The following is a 13,371-nucleotide window of genomic DNA, read 5'->3' on the forward strand; positions in this document are numbered from 1 at the left end:
TGCGACGCTTTCATCGTCTTCTGGTCCCTTTCCCAGCCAGGAAAATGCACCGGAAAACTCTAACCAAAATTGGTCCAGTTTGAAGGGTTCAGATCAGCATCAGCCGCAACTTTCTACCAGCGCCGTCGCTTATCCGATCCGACGACCATGTCTATTTTGTGGGGGAGAACGGTGTTGCCGGTGGTCATGTTGGCGATCGGTGCTTGTACGTTCGCAGGCCTGTCCACGTTTTAAAGCATATATGCCGAAACGCGCGGACTCTCACCGAATGTCTTCTTTCTGACATTCACCGTCACGACTGTCACATTGCGATTCTCCGTCGCGGGTATGATCGGTAAGTTGCCGCTTGGGCGCCTAGCACTCACCCTCTTCGTGACGACACTGATTGGGATCGGACTTTTGGTTTTGAACCCGGGAAGCGAGCTGCTGTACGTCGTCGCCACCGTTCTCTTTGCGATAGGCTACGGTCTCACTTATTCGACCTTGAATGCGATGGTGGTGAACCTCGCTGGCGAACGTGGTCTGTCAATCTCAACGGCCTCCCAAGTCTTTACACTCGCTTATTTTCGTGGGTTCGTTCGAATTCCCGTATCTCGGTGGCACATTAATTGCTGTTTATGGCATCGACGTTGCCATGCTCGTGATGGCGGGTCTGGTCGCTCTCAACATCGCAATCGCCAGTCAGACATTGTGGAGGGCGGTGTAGGAGACAGACGTCCTTCATAATGATTTCCGTATCGCTGCCCACGTGCCCGCCCAACCAAAGGAAGTGTGTTTATGCAAGTGCTGGATCTCATCGGTATAGGCATCGGACCCTTTAATCTTAGTCTTGCAGCACTCGCGTGTCCGACGCCGCTGCGCACTGCCTTTTTCGAAAAGGAAAGCGGCTTCGATTGGCATCCTGGGCTGCTGCTGCCCAACAGTCGCCTGCAGGTATCTCCGCTGAAGGACTGTGTGACACTTGCAGATCCGACCAGTCCGTTTTCGTTTCTCAACTACCTCGCGGTGCATGGACGGCTGTACAGCTTCGTAAACCGGTGCGACGCGACCACGTCGCGAAGAGAGTTCACACAGTATTTCCAATGGGTTGCGCATCAGTTGCCACAACTCCGGTTTGGGGAGGAGGTTACCGACGTAACCAGATTAGACGAGGGTTACCGCGTGACGACGACTCGAGATCACTACCATGCACGCTCAGTTGCGATTGGCGTCGGTGTCGTTGCAACAATTCCCGAATGCGCCAAACCTTGGCTGGGCGAGAAGGTCTACCATGTGGCGAGCTATCTGGATCGGCCACAAATCGACATCGGTGAACGCGTATTAGTCGTTGGTGGGGGGCAGAGCGGTGCGGAGGTTGTTGAACACCTATTGGGCAGTCCGGGTATCGGTAAAATTACATGGGTGACGTCACGCGGGAACCTGTTCACGAGGGATGACAGCTCTTTTATCAACGTGTCATACACGCCGTCTTACAGCCAGCGCTTTCATTCGCTGCCACTTAAAAAACGTCGCACTATTGTCGACGACGAAAAACTCACCAGTGACGGCATTTCAGCAGAATTGAGCAACCGCATTTACGAATCTATCTATCACCGCAGCGCGACTGGCAATATTGACGATGTCATTCAACTGCTACCCGCAGTCGTCATGAAGGAGTTGTCTCCTCATGCGGACGGTTGGCACGCGCTGTTGGCTTCGCACGGCACCTGTCAGCGACCGACTGTAGTGGCTGATCGGGTCGTACTCGCCACCGGTTTCGAGCCTCGCCCGCTAGCGTTTATCGATCGCCTATTGGCTTCCGCTTCTATGGAAGGCGGTCTGCCGGTCGTGAAGGACGATTACTCCGTTCAATTCGAGGACAACGCCCCCGGCCAGGTATATCTGCAAAACCGATCCCCAGTCCAAAGTGGCTTGCAGAGTGTGAATCTATCGCTCGTCGCCTACCGAAACGGTCGCATCATCAATAGCCTGCTTCGGCGTGAATACTATCTGAACGTCCCAGATCGGCCGATCCTTGGGTGCCTAGGTTTACTTCCCGCTCAAGAGACACAAAACGCAAGATAACACTCCAGTGCAGTGCAGCTCGGGGCGCCTGCTCACGACGCAGCTTTACCAGGCGGCTTTAAATCTAAAAAGGAGTTACACATGTTAACCAAAGAACAAAAATCAACATGGGATGACGTTGGATACATTAGGATTGAGTCATTTCTCGATCTAGAAAGCCGAGATAAACTTTCAGCTCTTGTGGCTGATGTTTCGTGCTGGGAGACAAGTGAAGACAAATGGCTGATATGGTTCGAAAAAACAACTGTCGGTAGGAGGATCATTTCGAAGGTCGAGAACTTCCTCGAATTTAACGCCCCCGTGCGTGATTTACTGCTGGCTGACCACCGTATCGAGTCGATCGTCGAAGAGTTACTGGGGGAAGATGCCCGCATGCTCAAAGAGTTGCTGATCTTTAAGTACTCCGACAGCGGCGGCTATCGCCCGCATCAGGACATCTACCATATCCCACATAAGCTACCAGACCGGATGGTGCACGCGATTGTTGCAATAGGCATCGACGATTCCGGCCCAGACAACGGAGGGCTTTTCTTCAGCCCCGGGAACCACAAAAAGGGCGTGTTCCCAATGGACGCCGGCGGCGTAATGTACCCCGAGGTCGCGGACAGGCTGGCCTGGGAGCCCGTAACGTGGAAGGCCGGTGACATTTTCATCTTTGACGACTATGCCCCACATTACTCAAAGCCCAACAAAAGTGAAAATTCTCGAAGGGTGATTTATCTCGTGTTCCAGCGTGCCTCAACTGGTGGGCCAACGAGGGCCGAATACAACAAACTGAAACGCGCCTACAACCCTCCCGAGGGCAAGGTCTCCAACATCGACGAGCTCAAGCCGCCGAACGGCATTTTCTATCGCGATTGAAGGCAGAGGACAGAGGCAAACATGTATACGAAACAGATCGACCGCTCAATCATGCGCCAGGAGTATGGCGTTCTGGTGTGCCGGTTACTTGAGCATCTACCGCAGGCAGTCGCAACGGCTTTCGGCACATCGATTGTGGAGGTGGTACCTGGCGATGCGGTCGATCTTCATTCGCACCCAGAGCACGAACTCTGGGTATTGATCTCGGGCAGCGGCGTGTTTCAATCCGATGGAGAAACCTCCGCAGTCAGTGGGGACACGATGGTCTATATAGCGCCGCACCAAAAACACGCGATCAAAAATAGCAGCCCTCAAACCAGCTTAAAGTTCCTTTCGATATGGTGGGATTGAATTGAGAGCAAACCAACATACTTTTTTTGCCTGCTCGGCGCCGCCGTGCCCGAACGGCAAGCTGCATCTTGGGCATATAGGTGGCGTGTACCTTCTCGCCGACGTGTTCGTACGCTACCACCGCATGGTAGGCAACGCGGCCTATCACGTGACAGGTGCGGACGAACATGGCACTTACACGCTGGTGAAAGCCCGAAAGCTTGGCAGGCCGGTTGATGACGTCGCACACATGCACATTGAAGAAATTCTGCAGTGTCTGCGGTCAGTTGATATTGAACCGGACGTATTTGTAAGGACTTCAAGCGAAGACCACAAAGACCGCAGCTTGGCGATCTACGACCAACTAAGAGCGTCCGGCTACGTTGAGCTGCGCGACGGAGAGCAACTGTATTGCGGGACGTGCGAAGAGTTCGCCGCAGACTCACTCGCGGTCGGAGAGTGTCCAGCTTGTAACGCGCCAACAGATAGTAACCTTTGCGAAGATTGCGGCTCGGCGCTGCAACACAATCTACTACGCAACCCGATTCACACGACATGCGGCCAGAGCCTTATCTTGCGCCCGATTCGACAGGTTCATTTTGAGCTTGAAAAATTTGCTCCGGGGCTCGATCACGCCATTGAGGCGAGCGGATGGCCGGAATCCATAAAGCGCAAAGAACTTGACTGGCTACGGTCAAAACTGATGGCATTGCCGATGTCGCGGCATTTCGACCGTGGTGTGACTTTGAACTCCCCGGTGGAGGTGGCAGGCCAAACTTTAATGACTTGGTTTGAAGGATTGTGGTGCTATGAGACAGGAATCGAACGCCTCTGCAAGCAAAATGGCGCAGATCTCGATGACACTATGCGCAACGCGAGCACGAGACTCGTATTCTTCATGGGTCAGGATAACCGGTTTTATTACACGATCGGCGTTACTGCTAGTTTGTTCTCGCGCGGTTATGCGATTCCATACAACCATGCAATTCAGGACTTTTATAAGCTCGAAGGCGCGAAATTTTCTACTAGCCGTGACCACGCTGTGTGGGCTGACGAGGTGGCAGCAGATATCGACACGAACGTGCTGCGCTACTATTTGGCTAGCATCGCCAAGCCATTTGGCGCAAACGACAACGATTTTCTGATCGAGGGGCTGCTTCAGACCGCGGCTAGAATTCGTGCTTTCGAAACGGCTTTGCGCAAGTACGCCGGATGTAACGAGACGCTGACGGCCGACAAGCTGACAGTCGAGCAGAACCACAATGTTAAACGATATTCCGAAGCGGTGCAGGACTTGCGCGTCTGGGATGCCATGGACGCCATAGACGCCTTTTTCGACGTTGCGTCTTTTTCAAGGGCAGATACCTCAGTCAGAGCAGCGGAAGTTTCCGTATTTCTAAGCCTTCTTAATCCTGTGACCCCGATGCTTGCGGCGCGGTATGGTGCTTTCTTTTTCGGAGCCGGATGGCGGCCGGGGCTCGATGGCGGCACTATCCGGCCAAGCACCGGCTTACGCAAACCGGTTGATTTCCCATTGTTTAGCGACCCGATTCCGGAAGCCTTCATAGAGGCTTATGAAAGACGATTTAGGCAAGTCCGGCCGAATTCTTAGCTTTTAATGACGGCAACCGCTTTGACGATCCCGAGGCGAGTAACGCGGACGCCGACCGGATGACGGCATCTCGATAGCGGAGAACGCAAGGCGGCAGTCGGGCGACCTACTTCGTTCCGAAAGGCCCACGACGGCTTTCTGGCGTGCGACGGCGTCGCGCTTGGCGGCGGGCCTTTCTATTTTTTAAGGAGCTCGGGAAGTGGGGCCGTATCCAGGATCTGCTCGGCGAGCAGTCTCTTCAGTGTGGCGTTCTCTTCCTCAAGCGCCTTCAGGCGCGTTGATCTTTTCATCACAAATTACTGGCACGCCACCAATATCTTGAACATGCTTCCAAACAGAAGGAGCCCGCCAGTCGATAGCCAGCGTACGGCAAAGCCTCTCCGGTATCGCGATATGATGAACCTACTTCCGCCCATCCGTTCACTAGCATTTCATGTCGCTCGGTGACGCCGCTCCACATCGCCTATTGCTAAGGTGCCATTCGATATTTAAAGTGGATTATCTGCAACTATAACGTCTATCGTAACTATGCGGCCTACTTAATTGATCACCAAACTAACCTAAGCCTTTTTGACGAACCTTCATTGGATCTATGCTGGAAGGTTCTGTACTGGAAAAATCGATTGTTTGGATATAAAATATCCGTTGTTTGGATGTGACTAAAGATGCGTTTCAAGGGCCTTGATCTAAACCTGCTCGTTGCATTGGATGCGCTCACGACCGAGCGCAACCTAACGGCTGCCGCACGTAGTATCAATCTAAGTCAACCAGCAATGAGTGCCGCCATTGGTAGGCTTCGGGACTATTTCCGCGACGAATTGTTTACAATGAATGGTCGAGAACTTCGGCTGACGCCCCGTGCCGAAGGACTTGCCTCGGCAGTGCGTGAAACTCTCTTGCAGGTACAATGCTCAATCATCTCTTGGGAGCCGTTTAACCCGTCGAAGTCTGACAGATGCTTTAGAATAGTTCTGTCCGATTTCATGATGCTGATATACTTCAATAAAATCATTGAGCGAGTTGCTCGAGAAGCGCCCGCAGTCAGCTTTGAGTTGCTGCCTTTGGATAGTGATCCGTACGAGATGCTTAGCCGCGGTGACGTCGACTTCCTCATCGTGCCTGAATTTTTTCTCTCGGGCGCACACCCGAGTGCAAAACTGTTCACAGAGAAGTTTGTATGTGTAGCCTGTTCGACAAATGTGGACCTACCTTCAGCGCTGACGATCGAGCAATATGTCTCCACGGGACACGTCGCTGCCGCGTTTGGGCGCTTTTTGAAGCCATCGGTCGAGGGCTGGTTCTTGCTCGAGAATGGTATTCAGAGGCGGGTGGAGGTCGTCGTGCAAGGGTTTAGCTTAATACCACCAGTCCTGCGTGGCACGAACCGCATAGCTAACCTACCGCTTCGCTTAGTCGAGCATTACGAAAGTACTTTCCCTTTGCGGATCATCAACCTTCCGTTACCGCTCCCCGTCTTCACAGAAGCTGTTCAATGGCCAGCGCTCCATAATGCCGATCCAGGGAGCATCTGGTTCAGGGAGATATTGGTTGAGGAAGCTTCCCGTATGATGTCCTCCAACGCACCTAAAATACATGGGTTGCTACAACAATCCGGTTCCTGACCAAGGTTCCTGCTTGAGTAAGATCCGCCCGAGCCCGAATAAGTTCAACAGCCACCAAAGAGGCTTTTCAAAGGTATCCATCCGGGGAAGGCCGCTGACCTTGCCCCCAAGTTTTATCCAGTTTTGAGTTCGCTCCGACGGTTTTGGGTTGCTGTATTTGCGGCGGTAGCGGCGGGTTGCGGTGCGGAGCAATTGTGGTCCCCCAGCACCCTTCGATTTGCCGCCGAAGGTGCTAGACAGCACGTCGCGCAATCGTCCGAAGGGCGGCCGATCGGCGACGGGCGTAGCGCTCAGCTTCGTCGATAAAATGGCCTGCGGGTCACTCACAGGTGGTGCCGTCTTCAGCTAATCGGCCGCGTCGCGGGTCGTCGCTCCCAATGCAGCCCAGCTTCCTAGGTTTCAGGATGGTCACGGCAATCGCGCTGCCTCCTGAACCATTATATCTCGCATCCAGATATTTGCCGGATCTTTGTCGTGAAGTACCGGCCATTGGACTGCCTCGGTGAATGTCGGCAGCGCTATCGGGGGCGCAGTCATCCGCAATGGTATCGTGTCCTCAAAAAGCCCAACTAGTCGTAACGGAACGGTTGCGATGCGATCGGTGCCCATTAGGGCGGCGGGGATCATGCTAAAGCTTGAAACAACGACTTCGACCCGCCTCTTGAGGCCATGCTCCTGCAAGAAGCAATCTTCTATGGTAGGCTGCTGCGTCCGACCGAACCTAACTACCGCGTGCCCCATTGAAGAATACTCCTCGGCAGTAAGGGCTTCCTCAAGTTGTTTGTTATTACTGCAGCCGACGCAAGTCAGTCGTTCCTGAAATAGATCTATCTTAGGGTGCGCGCTCGACATGAATAGCGGTGGGCTAATAAGGAAGTCTACGTCGCCGCGTCGCAAAAGCTCGTCTGGATTGTCAGTAAGAGGCAGCAAGTCAAAACTAATGCCGGGTGCTTCCCGCGCAAGACGCTCCAGTATCTTCTGAAAAAGAACAACTGTAACGAAATCGCATAAGCTTACTCGGAAATGACGATCTGATTGATCAGGAGTAAATTTATCCCAGGGTATGATATTGAGCCGAATATGCTGTAAAGCCTCACGAATCGCAGGCGCGAGGTCTTCCGCACGCGGAGTTGGAACGAACTCACGACCACGCATCGTAAATAGTTCATCGCGGAAATAGGAGCGGAGCCGGCGGACAGCTGCACTCATTGCGGGCTGGCTCAGATTAATGCTACGTGCCGCCGCAGTAAGGTTGCGCTCAATCATTAGTGCATCGAGCGCGACAAGGAGATTTAGATCGAGGCCCTTAAATCGCATATCTTTTAACTATCCAATAGTGCAGCCCATTCCACAATGGCTGTTCCTACGGCGATGGCTGAATTCGCCTTGACGCTCCTCAATCGATTTGAGGGCGCGGCCACAGAGACTTAATCTCTGTGATCGGAAAGCAACCTGAGGCCAGTCCAGATTAAGCCATAACTCCAGAGTGAACGCTCGTTGCAGTGTAATAGGAAGCCTCCAATGGCAAATCACCAAACGCCAGCTGGCAAAGAAGATAATTAGCACCTGCTTCCTCGACATGATCGAGAAGATCTTGCCTAACTGAAGCAGCAGTACCAACTACGCACAACTGACAGTCTACTGCTGCATCAAAATCCGGCGGGAGGTTCTGAGGAGTCTGTATCCCGTTAATCTCGTACAGAAACCTAAAGCTCCGAAGCCACCGTTGATAAGCCGGGGCCGCGAGCGAAATGGCATGCTTCGTCGTGCTGCCGGCCACCACCATTCGGACCAACCCAAGGAACGGCGCCCGTTTCCTGCCCCCGGCGGTACGTCTCTCGTGTGCTCGGTAGGCATCAGTGATCTGGCGAACAGCAGAAGCAGGGCCCCCGCAGGCAAGATTTGTATCGTTCTCAGCCGCCCAGCGCGCAACCTCAGGACGACTGGTTGTAATCCATCTCGGAGGCTGAGGACGTTGGTGTGGCCGCAACATCAACGGGACTTTGTCTAGTTCAAAGTGGTCGCCTTTGTAGGAAAGAGCCTGAGCTCCTTCCTTCATCGCTTGGATGACGATCTCGCTGGCTTCGAGATAGCGCGATGTCGCCACCTCCTCATCAATACCGAAAAAGCTCCATTCGATTGGTAAGGAGCCGCGCCCCATGCCCAACTCGAGCCTGCCACCGCTCAGATGATCCAGCATGCAAATTTCTTCAAACGCACGTAACGGATGATAAAGATTCAACAGCATAACCAAAGGACCGAGACGAAGATGCTGCGTGCGCTGAGCTACGCTTGCTAGAAATAGATTCGGCGAAGGTCCTCTGCCGTGGGGAGTACAGTGGTGCTCTGCGACGTGATATCCATAAAAGCCAAGGCGATCGCAGACCTCTGCCAACTTCATCCGATCTTCATACTGGCGCCCAATCTCCCTTCCGTCTTCGTCCAAATGGTCGAAGATACCAACCATCAGCTTTGCGGGAAGAGAGTTTGTCATTTAAATGTCTCCAAGTTTGGCGGCGAATTTTCGGTGACCAAGACCGGAGGGTGGCCCCGATGTCTTTCGCCAGGAATCATCGAAAAGCTGCTGGTTCTAAAAAACGATGCTGACGCCGATGAGCTAATCATAATGCTCACGTTGAAATGACATTGAATCATTCGTATTCATGTATGACTTCGCGGTGGGTAACACCCCATCTCGCATACCCACAGCTCCGTTCACTTTTGAGAAGCCAAGGATTGGCAAGATCGGATAGTGGTTGTTCAGCTTTTGTGGCGACCCAAATGTGTTAAAGCTGGTATTCGGTTTAATGCGACGAGGCTCCTGCAGTAGGCGAAGAAAGGACCCAGAGCTATGTCTCGGCGCTTGATTGGCAGACGAGAGCGCCTTCTGCAGTTCCACGTTGGCCATGTTCGTCTCCATTTACCGGCCAGGTCTGTGACCTTGCCCTCGGCTGCTCTCGGTGGAGCAACATCATGGGGTCCCCAATTCATAATCGAGGTGTTTAATAACATCCCATGGCTTCGTAAAATTGATTGTTTGTATGGCATTGATCCACCAGGTGAATAACCAGGAATCTTCACCGTCAAAGGGTTGCTGATCGAACTAGCATACGGTCGACCCAGGCGAGATCACGGCCCCTTCCGAAGGTGGAAGGATCAGGAGCCAGTGCGGTTTTGGCCGCAGCGCAACAGCGCCGATACCAGAAATAGATGTGACGCAGTTGGCTTCCGCGTCTTTCGTGCACGCTGTTATATGTCCTTAACATTCCCCATCTTAACTTCATAGGATCACAGGTTTTACGATAGGGAAATTGCTCTCAACCCTTCAAACTGGACCAATTTTGGTTAGAGTTTTCCGGTGCATTTTCCTGGCTGGGAAAAGGAACGGAACACGATGAAGGCATCGCAGTTTTCGGACGCTCAGAAGGCGTTCATTTTGAAGCAGGGTGATGAGGGCGTCTCGATCGCGGAGATTTGTCGCAAGGCGGGGATCAGTCAGACGACTTACTTCAACTGGAAGAAAAAGTACGCCGGCATGTTGCCGCCAGAGATGAAGAGGCGCAAGCAGCTTGAGGACGGGAATTCGCGATTGAAGAAGATCGTCGCGGATCTGACGTTGGACCGTGAGATGCTGCAGGACGCCATCCGCCGAAAGCTCTAAGGCCTGAGGGGTAGCGGGAGGTGGTGTCATGTGCCGCGATTGGGCGATCTCGATCCGGCGTGCCTGTGGCGCGTTGAACTTCGATCGGTCGACCGATCACTACATCTCTCGCCGCGCCGAGGCCGGTCTAGACCTGTAAGCGCGGGTGCGCTACGGCTATCGTCGCGTGCATGTGCTTTTGGAACGCGAGGGTTGGGGCACCAACATCAAGCGAACCTATCGCATTTACAGGGACTTGGGACTGCAGCTGCGGAATAAGACTCGGAAGCGCCGTGTTAAGGCGAAACTTCGCGAGGATCGGCAAATGGCTGTCGGACCAAATGACGTGTGGGCGATGGACTTCGTGCACGACCAGCTCGCAACCGGAAAGAAACTGCGGGTCCTGACGGTGGTCGCCACCTTCTCACGCTATGTTCCCGCGCTTGATCCGCCTCACAGCTATCGAGGTGAAGATGTCGTGCAGACGTTGGGACGGGTGTGACGATTTTCGTTATAGTGCGCACTATGAGTCCGATTACGCAACATACGTATTGAACCCTCATTCTCTAATCGAGGCGCCGTTACGTGGAACCGCATTTCCTTTCCCGAAGAAATAACCTACCTCACGGCATCTCTATGAAAGGTGACGAGGCGTTAGGTTTGACTGGCCCGTCCACGCGTCTGTAACGGCTGCCCGATCTTCCAAAGCATGCTTGTGTCGATCTCAAGCTCGACTCCAACCTTGCCCGCACCTGTGACTACGGTAGGATAAGAAAAAAGGGCGGTGTCGATCAGTACAGCGATCTTCTGGAGACCGAATGGTGATACGCTTCCTGACGGGTAGCCGAAGAGATCGAGTACCTGTTCTTTCTGAGCAAGCTCGGCTCGTTTCCATCCATACGTGCCAGCAACCGCTTTCATGTCAATCTTTGAAGGTGATGGCAGCAAAACGGCACAAAGGTGGCGCGCAGGATGAGACCGGCGCATCACATCGTTCGCTTTCTGCTCGGCAATAATCATCGTCTTTGCAACGCGCCCCACGGGAACGCCGATAGCAGAGGCTAAATCGGAAGGAGATGTAATAGGGGTGGCGAACTCACTATAGCGCCACAATCGTACCGTCGACGCTCCGATCTGGTGCAGTTCAGCAAGTACGTTCGGATGAACGTCCAACATAGTCGTTTCCTTCCGGTTCACCTGGTAGGACGATCGAGGATAGCTGTTTCAGCGACTGCGAGTACAGCCCTCTTGCGAGTAAGTTTCAGGCGGTTCGCTCCAAAAGCTGCCTAATGCGGCGGCGACCCTCGTTCCCAAAAATACTGAAGTAAGCCTCCAGGCACTTATCGCTATCGAGCATGAAAGGAGCATCATATTTGGTGATATGCCGAATAGCCAAGGCTGGAACCGTTGTGTCGAGCGGTCGAAACATCCTGTTGTGCAAACCGGGCTCCGGGCAACCTGGATAAAATTCACCGATCATGAAACCTTCCTGAATGAAGTCGGGCTTCAGCCGTTTTTGCAGTTGACCAATCCTGATGATCTCTCCTTCATCCTGTATTCCAGGAAGGGCAATGATAATGGCCTTATAGATCCAGTCGCCCGTTCGATCGTTGAAGGACTTTACGGGTTTCATCTGGCTGAAGACGGCGAGCATACGCGCCAAATCGTTTTCGATTTCGTCAACTGCAACAGCTTGCGACGCGGCAACCCGTAAAAGCCCCTTCGTCAGAGCCTCGGGAACGAAAGGGCAAACGCTCCCGTCCCGACCTAAATGAGGATGTGGATTGGAGAGGAATTCTGAGGCATACCGAGCAAATTTCTGAAGAGCTGCGTTTGCATACTCATCATAGGCGTTGTATCCCGCATCAATATTCTTTTCCAGAATTTCGCCCACTGTCATCAATGGACCAATCGTCCCGAAAGGTTGGCTGTAATCTTTCCAAATCTCTTTATTCATTTCGGATCCCTGGTTCGAAAAGCCACGTGCAAAACGGAAGGTCGGGCTCTTGCATGCCAGCTCGGGCGGCGGGCGAGCTGGTCGGGGGCCAATCAAGAGACCGACCTTCCATCGGAAGCGAAGCTCCCGAATTTTTGATAGCACTCGTAGTTACACTTGTGTAACTGTTTTTTTAAATGGATGTGAAAACAAGAGCGGGGGCTCGTGCACGATGAAGGTTAGTCTCACGACCGCCCGCAAATTCTTATATTCGTCGTAGTTATGAAGACATACATATGATAAATGTCGCCGCGATGGGATCCGGTAACAGGCTTTGGGTGAAAACAGAACGACCCATTGCGCAGAGGCGTGGCCGTGACGAAGACAACACGAAGAAAAATATATACGCCAGAACAGATCGACGTCGGCGTAAAGCATAAGCTTGAGAAAATTGACTCGTTTTTGTCAGATCTCTTTAGCGAAAATTCCGAAGAAAAACTATTCCTGAGGAATATTCTTGGATTGATGCTTAAAGTATATCATATGGACGCCAATAACAAACCCATGACGAAGATGCAGGCGTGTCGCTATCTGCCTTTCAAAAACCAGACTGTTTGCCAAAAGTATGTCGAGGCAGCGCATTTGCGTGGGTTCATCGACATCACTCGGGATAAAACGGACAAACGGCGTCTGATTGTTGTTCCAAAGGAGCCGTTGGTTGTCTATGTCAATGAATATATAGCTGACTTCCTTGATGACTGCCGTAGAGCGATTGACAGTGCCGCTCAAGTAGCTACGCTTCCTGAGGAAGGGATGGCAACGGCAAGTTCTTCATCTATTGATAAATCGCCAGCGTCTTCTGGGGCACCTGTGGGTTCCTCTCAAAAGAGAGTCGATCGAAAAGCCAGGAAATTTTAGCGAGTTTTATTGTGGGAAAGCAAAAGTAAGAAGCCGGTCTCGCGCGCGTTTATCCTTTCATCAATCAAATGTTTCCTCCGTAAACAAGCTTCATCGAGGTAACCCGCTTCGCTTAACCGGCCTGACGGCCGGTGCAGGCGCTGCTAGGGGGAGCGGCTGTATCGTCGTTTCGGCCAAGAAACTGCGCGGGAAGTTCGGCGGCATCCTCAGCCTTATCACCTTGGCATTTACGCTATCTTTTTAGGCGAGGCGGAAACCGCTGACGCGGTCCTCCATCTCTTGGTCGAGACAGTGTGACCTGCCACTGAATTTTCATCCGGCGTCTGACCTGCCACTGAGAATTTCTGAACCGCTCCCAAACGTTGGACCACCGGATGCTAGAGTTTTC

At 52.8% G+C, this 13,371-nt stretch carries 11 protein-coding genes and 2 pseudogenes; 7 read left to right on the forward strand and 6 right to left on the reverse strand.

The window, feature by feature from the left end:
• Window positions 1-777: 777 nt before the first annotated feature.
• The 4 genes from CO671_RS32345 (at window position 778) to CO671_RS32360 (ending at window position 4,867) form a co-directional block, all read left to right on the forward strand.
• Window positions 778-2,064: a SidA/IucD/PvdA family monooxygenase gene (locus CO671_RS32345; RefSeq protein WP_064826121.1), complete on the forward strand. Its 1,287-nt coding sequence runs from the start codon at window positions 778-780 to the stop codon at window positions 2,062-2,064.
• A gap of 81 nt (window positions 2,065-2,145) precedes the next feature.
• Window positions 2,146-2,925, forward strand: a complete 780-nt coding sequence (locus CO671_RS32350; protein WP_029875810.1) for a phytanoyl-CoA dioxygenase family protein — start codon at window positions 2,146-2,148, stop codon at window positions 2,923-2,925.
• A gap of 21 nt (window positions 2,926-2,946) precedes the next feature.
• The gene (locus CO671_RS32355) at window positions 2,947-3,276 is read left to right on the forward strand and encodes a cupin domain-containing protein (protein WP_004677772.1); all 330 of its coding nucleotides are present in this window, start codon (window positions 2,947-2,949) and stop codon (window positions 3,274-3,276) included.
• Window position 3,277: 1 nt separating this feature from the next.
• Window positions 3,278-4,867, forward strand: a complete 1,590-nt coding sequence (locus CO671_RS32360) for a class I tRNA ligase family protein (protein WP_097609170.1) — start codon at window positions 3,278-3,280, stop codon at window positions 4,865-4,867.
• 147 nt (window positions 4,868-5,014) lie between these two features.
• Here the strand turns inward: CO671_RS32360 and CO671_RS32365 are convergent.
• Window positions 5,015-5,148 (reverse strand): annotated as a pseudogene (locus CO671_RS32365) (IS3 family transposase); the annotation flags it as partial.
• Between the two features lie 384 nt (window positions 5,149-5,532).
• On the opposite strand from CO671_RS32365, the gene nodD2 reads away from it, so the two are divergent.
• Entirely contained in the window at window positions 5,533-6,489 is a 957-nt protein-coding gene (gene nodD2, locus CO671_RS32370) for a transcriptional regulator NodD2 (RefSeq protein ID WP_004677768.1), read from the forward strand.
• Here nodD2 and CO671_RS33955 read toward each other — a convergent pair.
• From CO671_RS33955 to CO671_RS32385, 3 genes are all read right to left on the reverse strand, one after another.
• Window positions 6,469-6,816, reverse strand: a complete 348-nt coding sequence (locus CO671_RS33955) for a hypothetical protein (RefSeq protein ID WP_012489591.1) — start codon at window positions 6,814-6,816, stop codon at window positions 6,469-6,471. The two genes, nodD2 and CO671_RS33955, sit on opposite strands and share 21 nt — an antisense overlap.
• Window positions 6,817-6,897: 81 nt before the next feature.
• Entirely contained in the window at window positions 6,898-7,806 is a 909-nt protein-coding gene (gene nodD3 / locus CO671_RS32380) for a transcriptional regulator NodD3 (RefSeq protein ID WP_004677763.1), read from the reverse strand.
• 151 nt (window positions 7,807-7,957) lie between these two features.
• On the reverse strand, window positions 7,958-8,983 hold the full coding sequence (locus CO671_RS32385; protein ID WP_011053483.1) for an LLM class flavin-dependent oxidoreductase: 1,026 nt from the start codon (window positions 8,981-8,983) through the stop codon (window positions 7,958-7,960).
• Window positions 8,984-9,883: 900 nt separating this feature from the next.
• On the opposite strand from CO671_RS32385, the pseudogene CO671_RS32390 reads away from it, so the two are divergent.
• A pseudogene (locus CO671_RS32390) lies at window positions 9,884-10,628 on the forward strand (transposase); the annotation flags it as partial.
• Between the two features lie 155 nt (window positions 10,629-10,783).
• Here the strand turns inward: CO671_RS32390 and CO671_RS32395 are convergent.
• Both CO671_RS32395 and CO671_RS32400 read right to left on the reverse strand, forming a co-directional pair.
• On the reverse strand, window positions 10,784-11,305 hold the full coding sequence (locus CO671_RS32395) for a YbaK/EbsC family protein (RefSeq protein WP_004677747.1): 522 nt from the start codon (window positions 11,303-11,305) through the stop codon (window positions 10,784-10,786).
• Window positions 11,306-11,390: 85 nt separating this feature from the next.
• Window positions 11,391-12,086 carry a DUF6875 domain-containing protein gene (locus tag CO671_RS32400; protein ID WP_004677746.1) on the reverse strand — a complete coding sequence of 232 codons (696 nt, stop codon included), beginning with the start codon at window positions 12,084-12,086 and terminating at the stop codon, window positions 11,391-11,393.
• A 354-nt stretch (window positions 12,087-12,440) separates the two neighbouring features.
• Here CO671_RS32400 and CO671_RS33960 point away from each other — a divergent pair, with 354 nt between their 5' ends.
• Complete coding sequence (locus tag CO671_RS33960; RefSeq protein ID WP_029875808.1) at window positions 12,441-12,983, forward strand: hypothetical protein; 543 nt, start codon at window positions 12,441-12,443, stop codon at window positions 12,981-12,983.
• Window positions 12,984-13,371: the final 388 nt, after the last annotated feature.

The organism is Rhizobium sp. M10 (genome assembly GCF_002531955.1).
GTDB lineage: Bacteria > Pseudomonadota > Alphaproteobacteria > Rhizobiales > Rhizobiaceae > Rhizobium > Rhizobium etli_C.

Excerpts from the sequence above, each read along its gene's own strand:
- CO671_RS32345 (WP_064826121.1), top strand. The coding sequence starts at position 778 with ATGCAAGTGCTGGATCTCATCGGTATAGGCATCGGACCCTTTAATCTT.
- CO671_RS32350 (WP_029875810.1), top strand. The coding sequence starts at position 2,146 with ATGTTAACCAAAGAACAAAAATCAACATGGGATGACGTTGGATACATT.
- CO671_RS32355 (WP_004677772.1), top strand. The coding sequence starts at position 2,947 with ATGTATACGAAACAGATCGACCGCTCAATCATGCGCCAGGAGTATGGC.
- nodD2 (WP_004677768.1), top strand. The coding sequence starts at position 5,533 with ATGCGTTTCAAGGGCCTTGATCTAAACCTGCTCGTTGCATTGGATGCG.
- nodD3 (WP_004677763.1), bottom strand. The coding sequence starts at position 7,806 with ATGCGATTTAAGGGCCTCGATCTAAATCTCCTTGTCGCGCTCGATGCA.
- CO671_RS32385 (WP_011053483.1), bottom strand. The coding sequence starts at position 8,983 with ATGACAAACTCTCTTCCCGCAAAGCTGATGGTTGGTATCTTCGACCAT.
- CO671_RS32395 (WP_004677747.1), bottom strand. The coding sequence starts at position 11,305 with ATGTTGGACGTTCATCCGAACGTACTTGCTGAACTGCACCAGATCGGA.
- CO671_RS32400 (WP_004677746.1), bottom strand. The coding sequence starts at position 12,086 with ATGAATAAAGAGATTTGGAAAGATTACAGCCAACCTTTCGGGACGATT.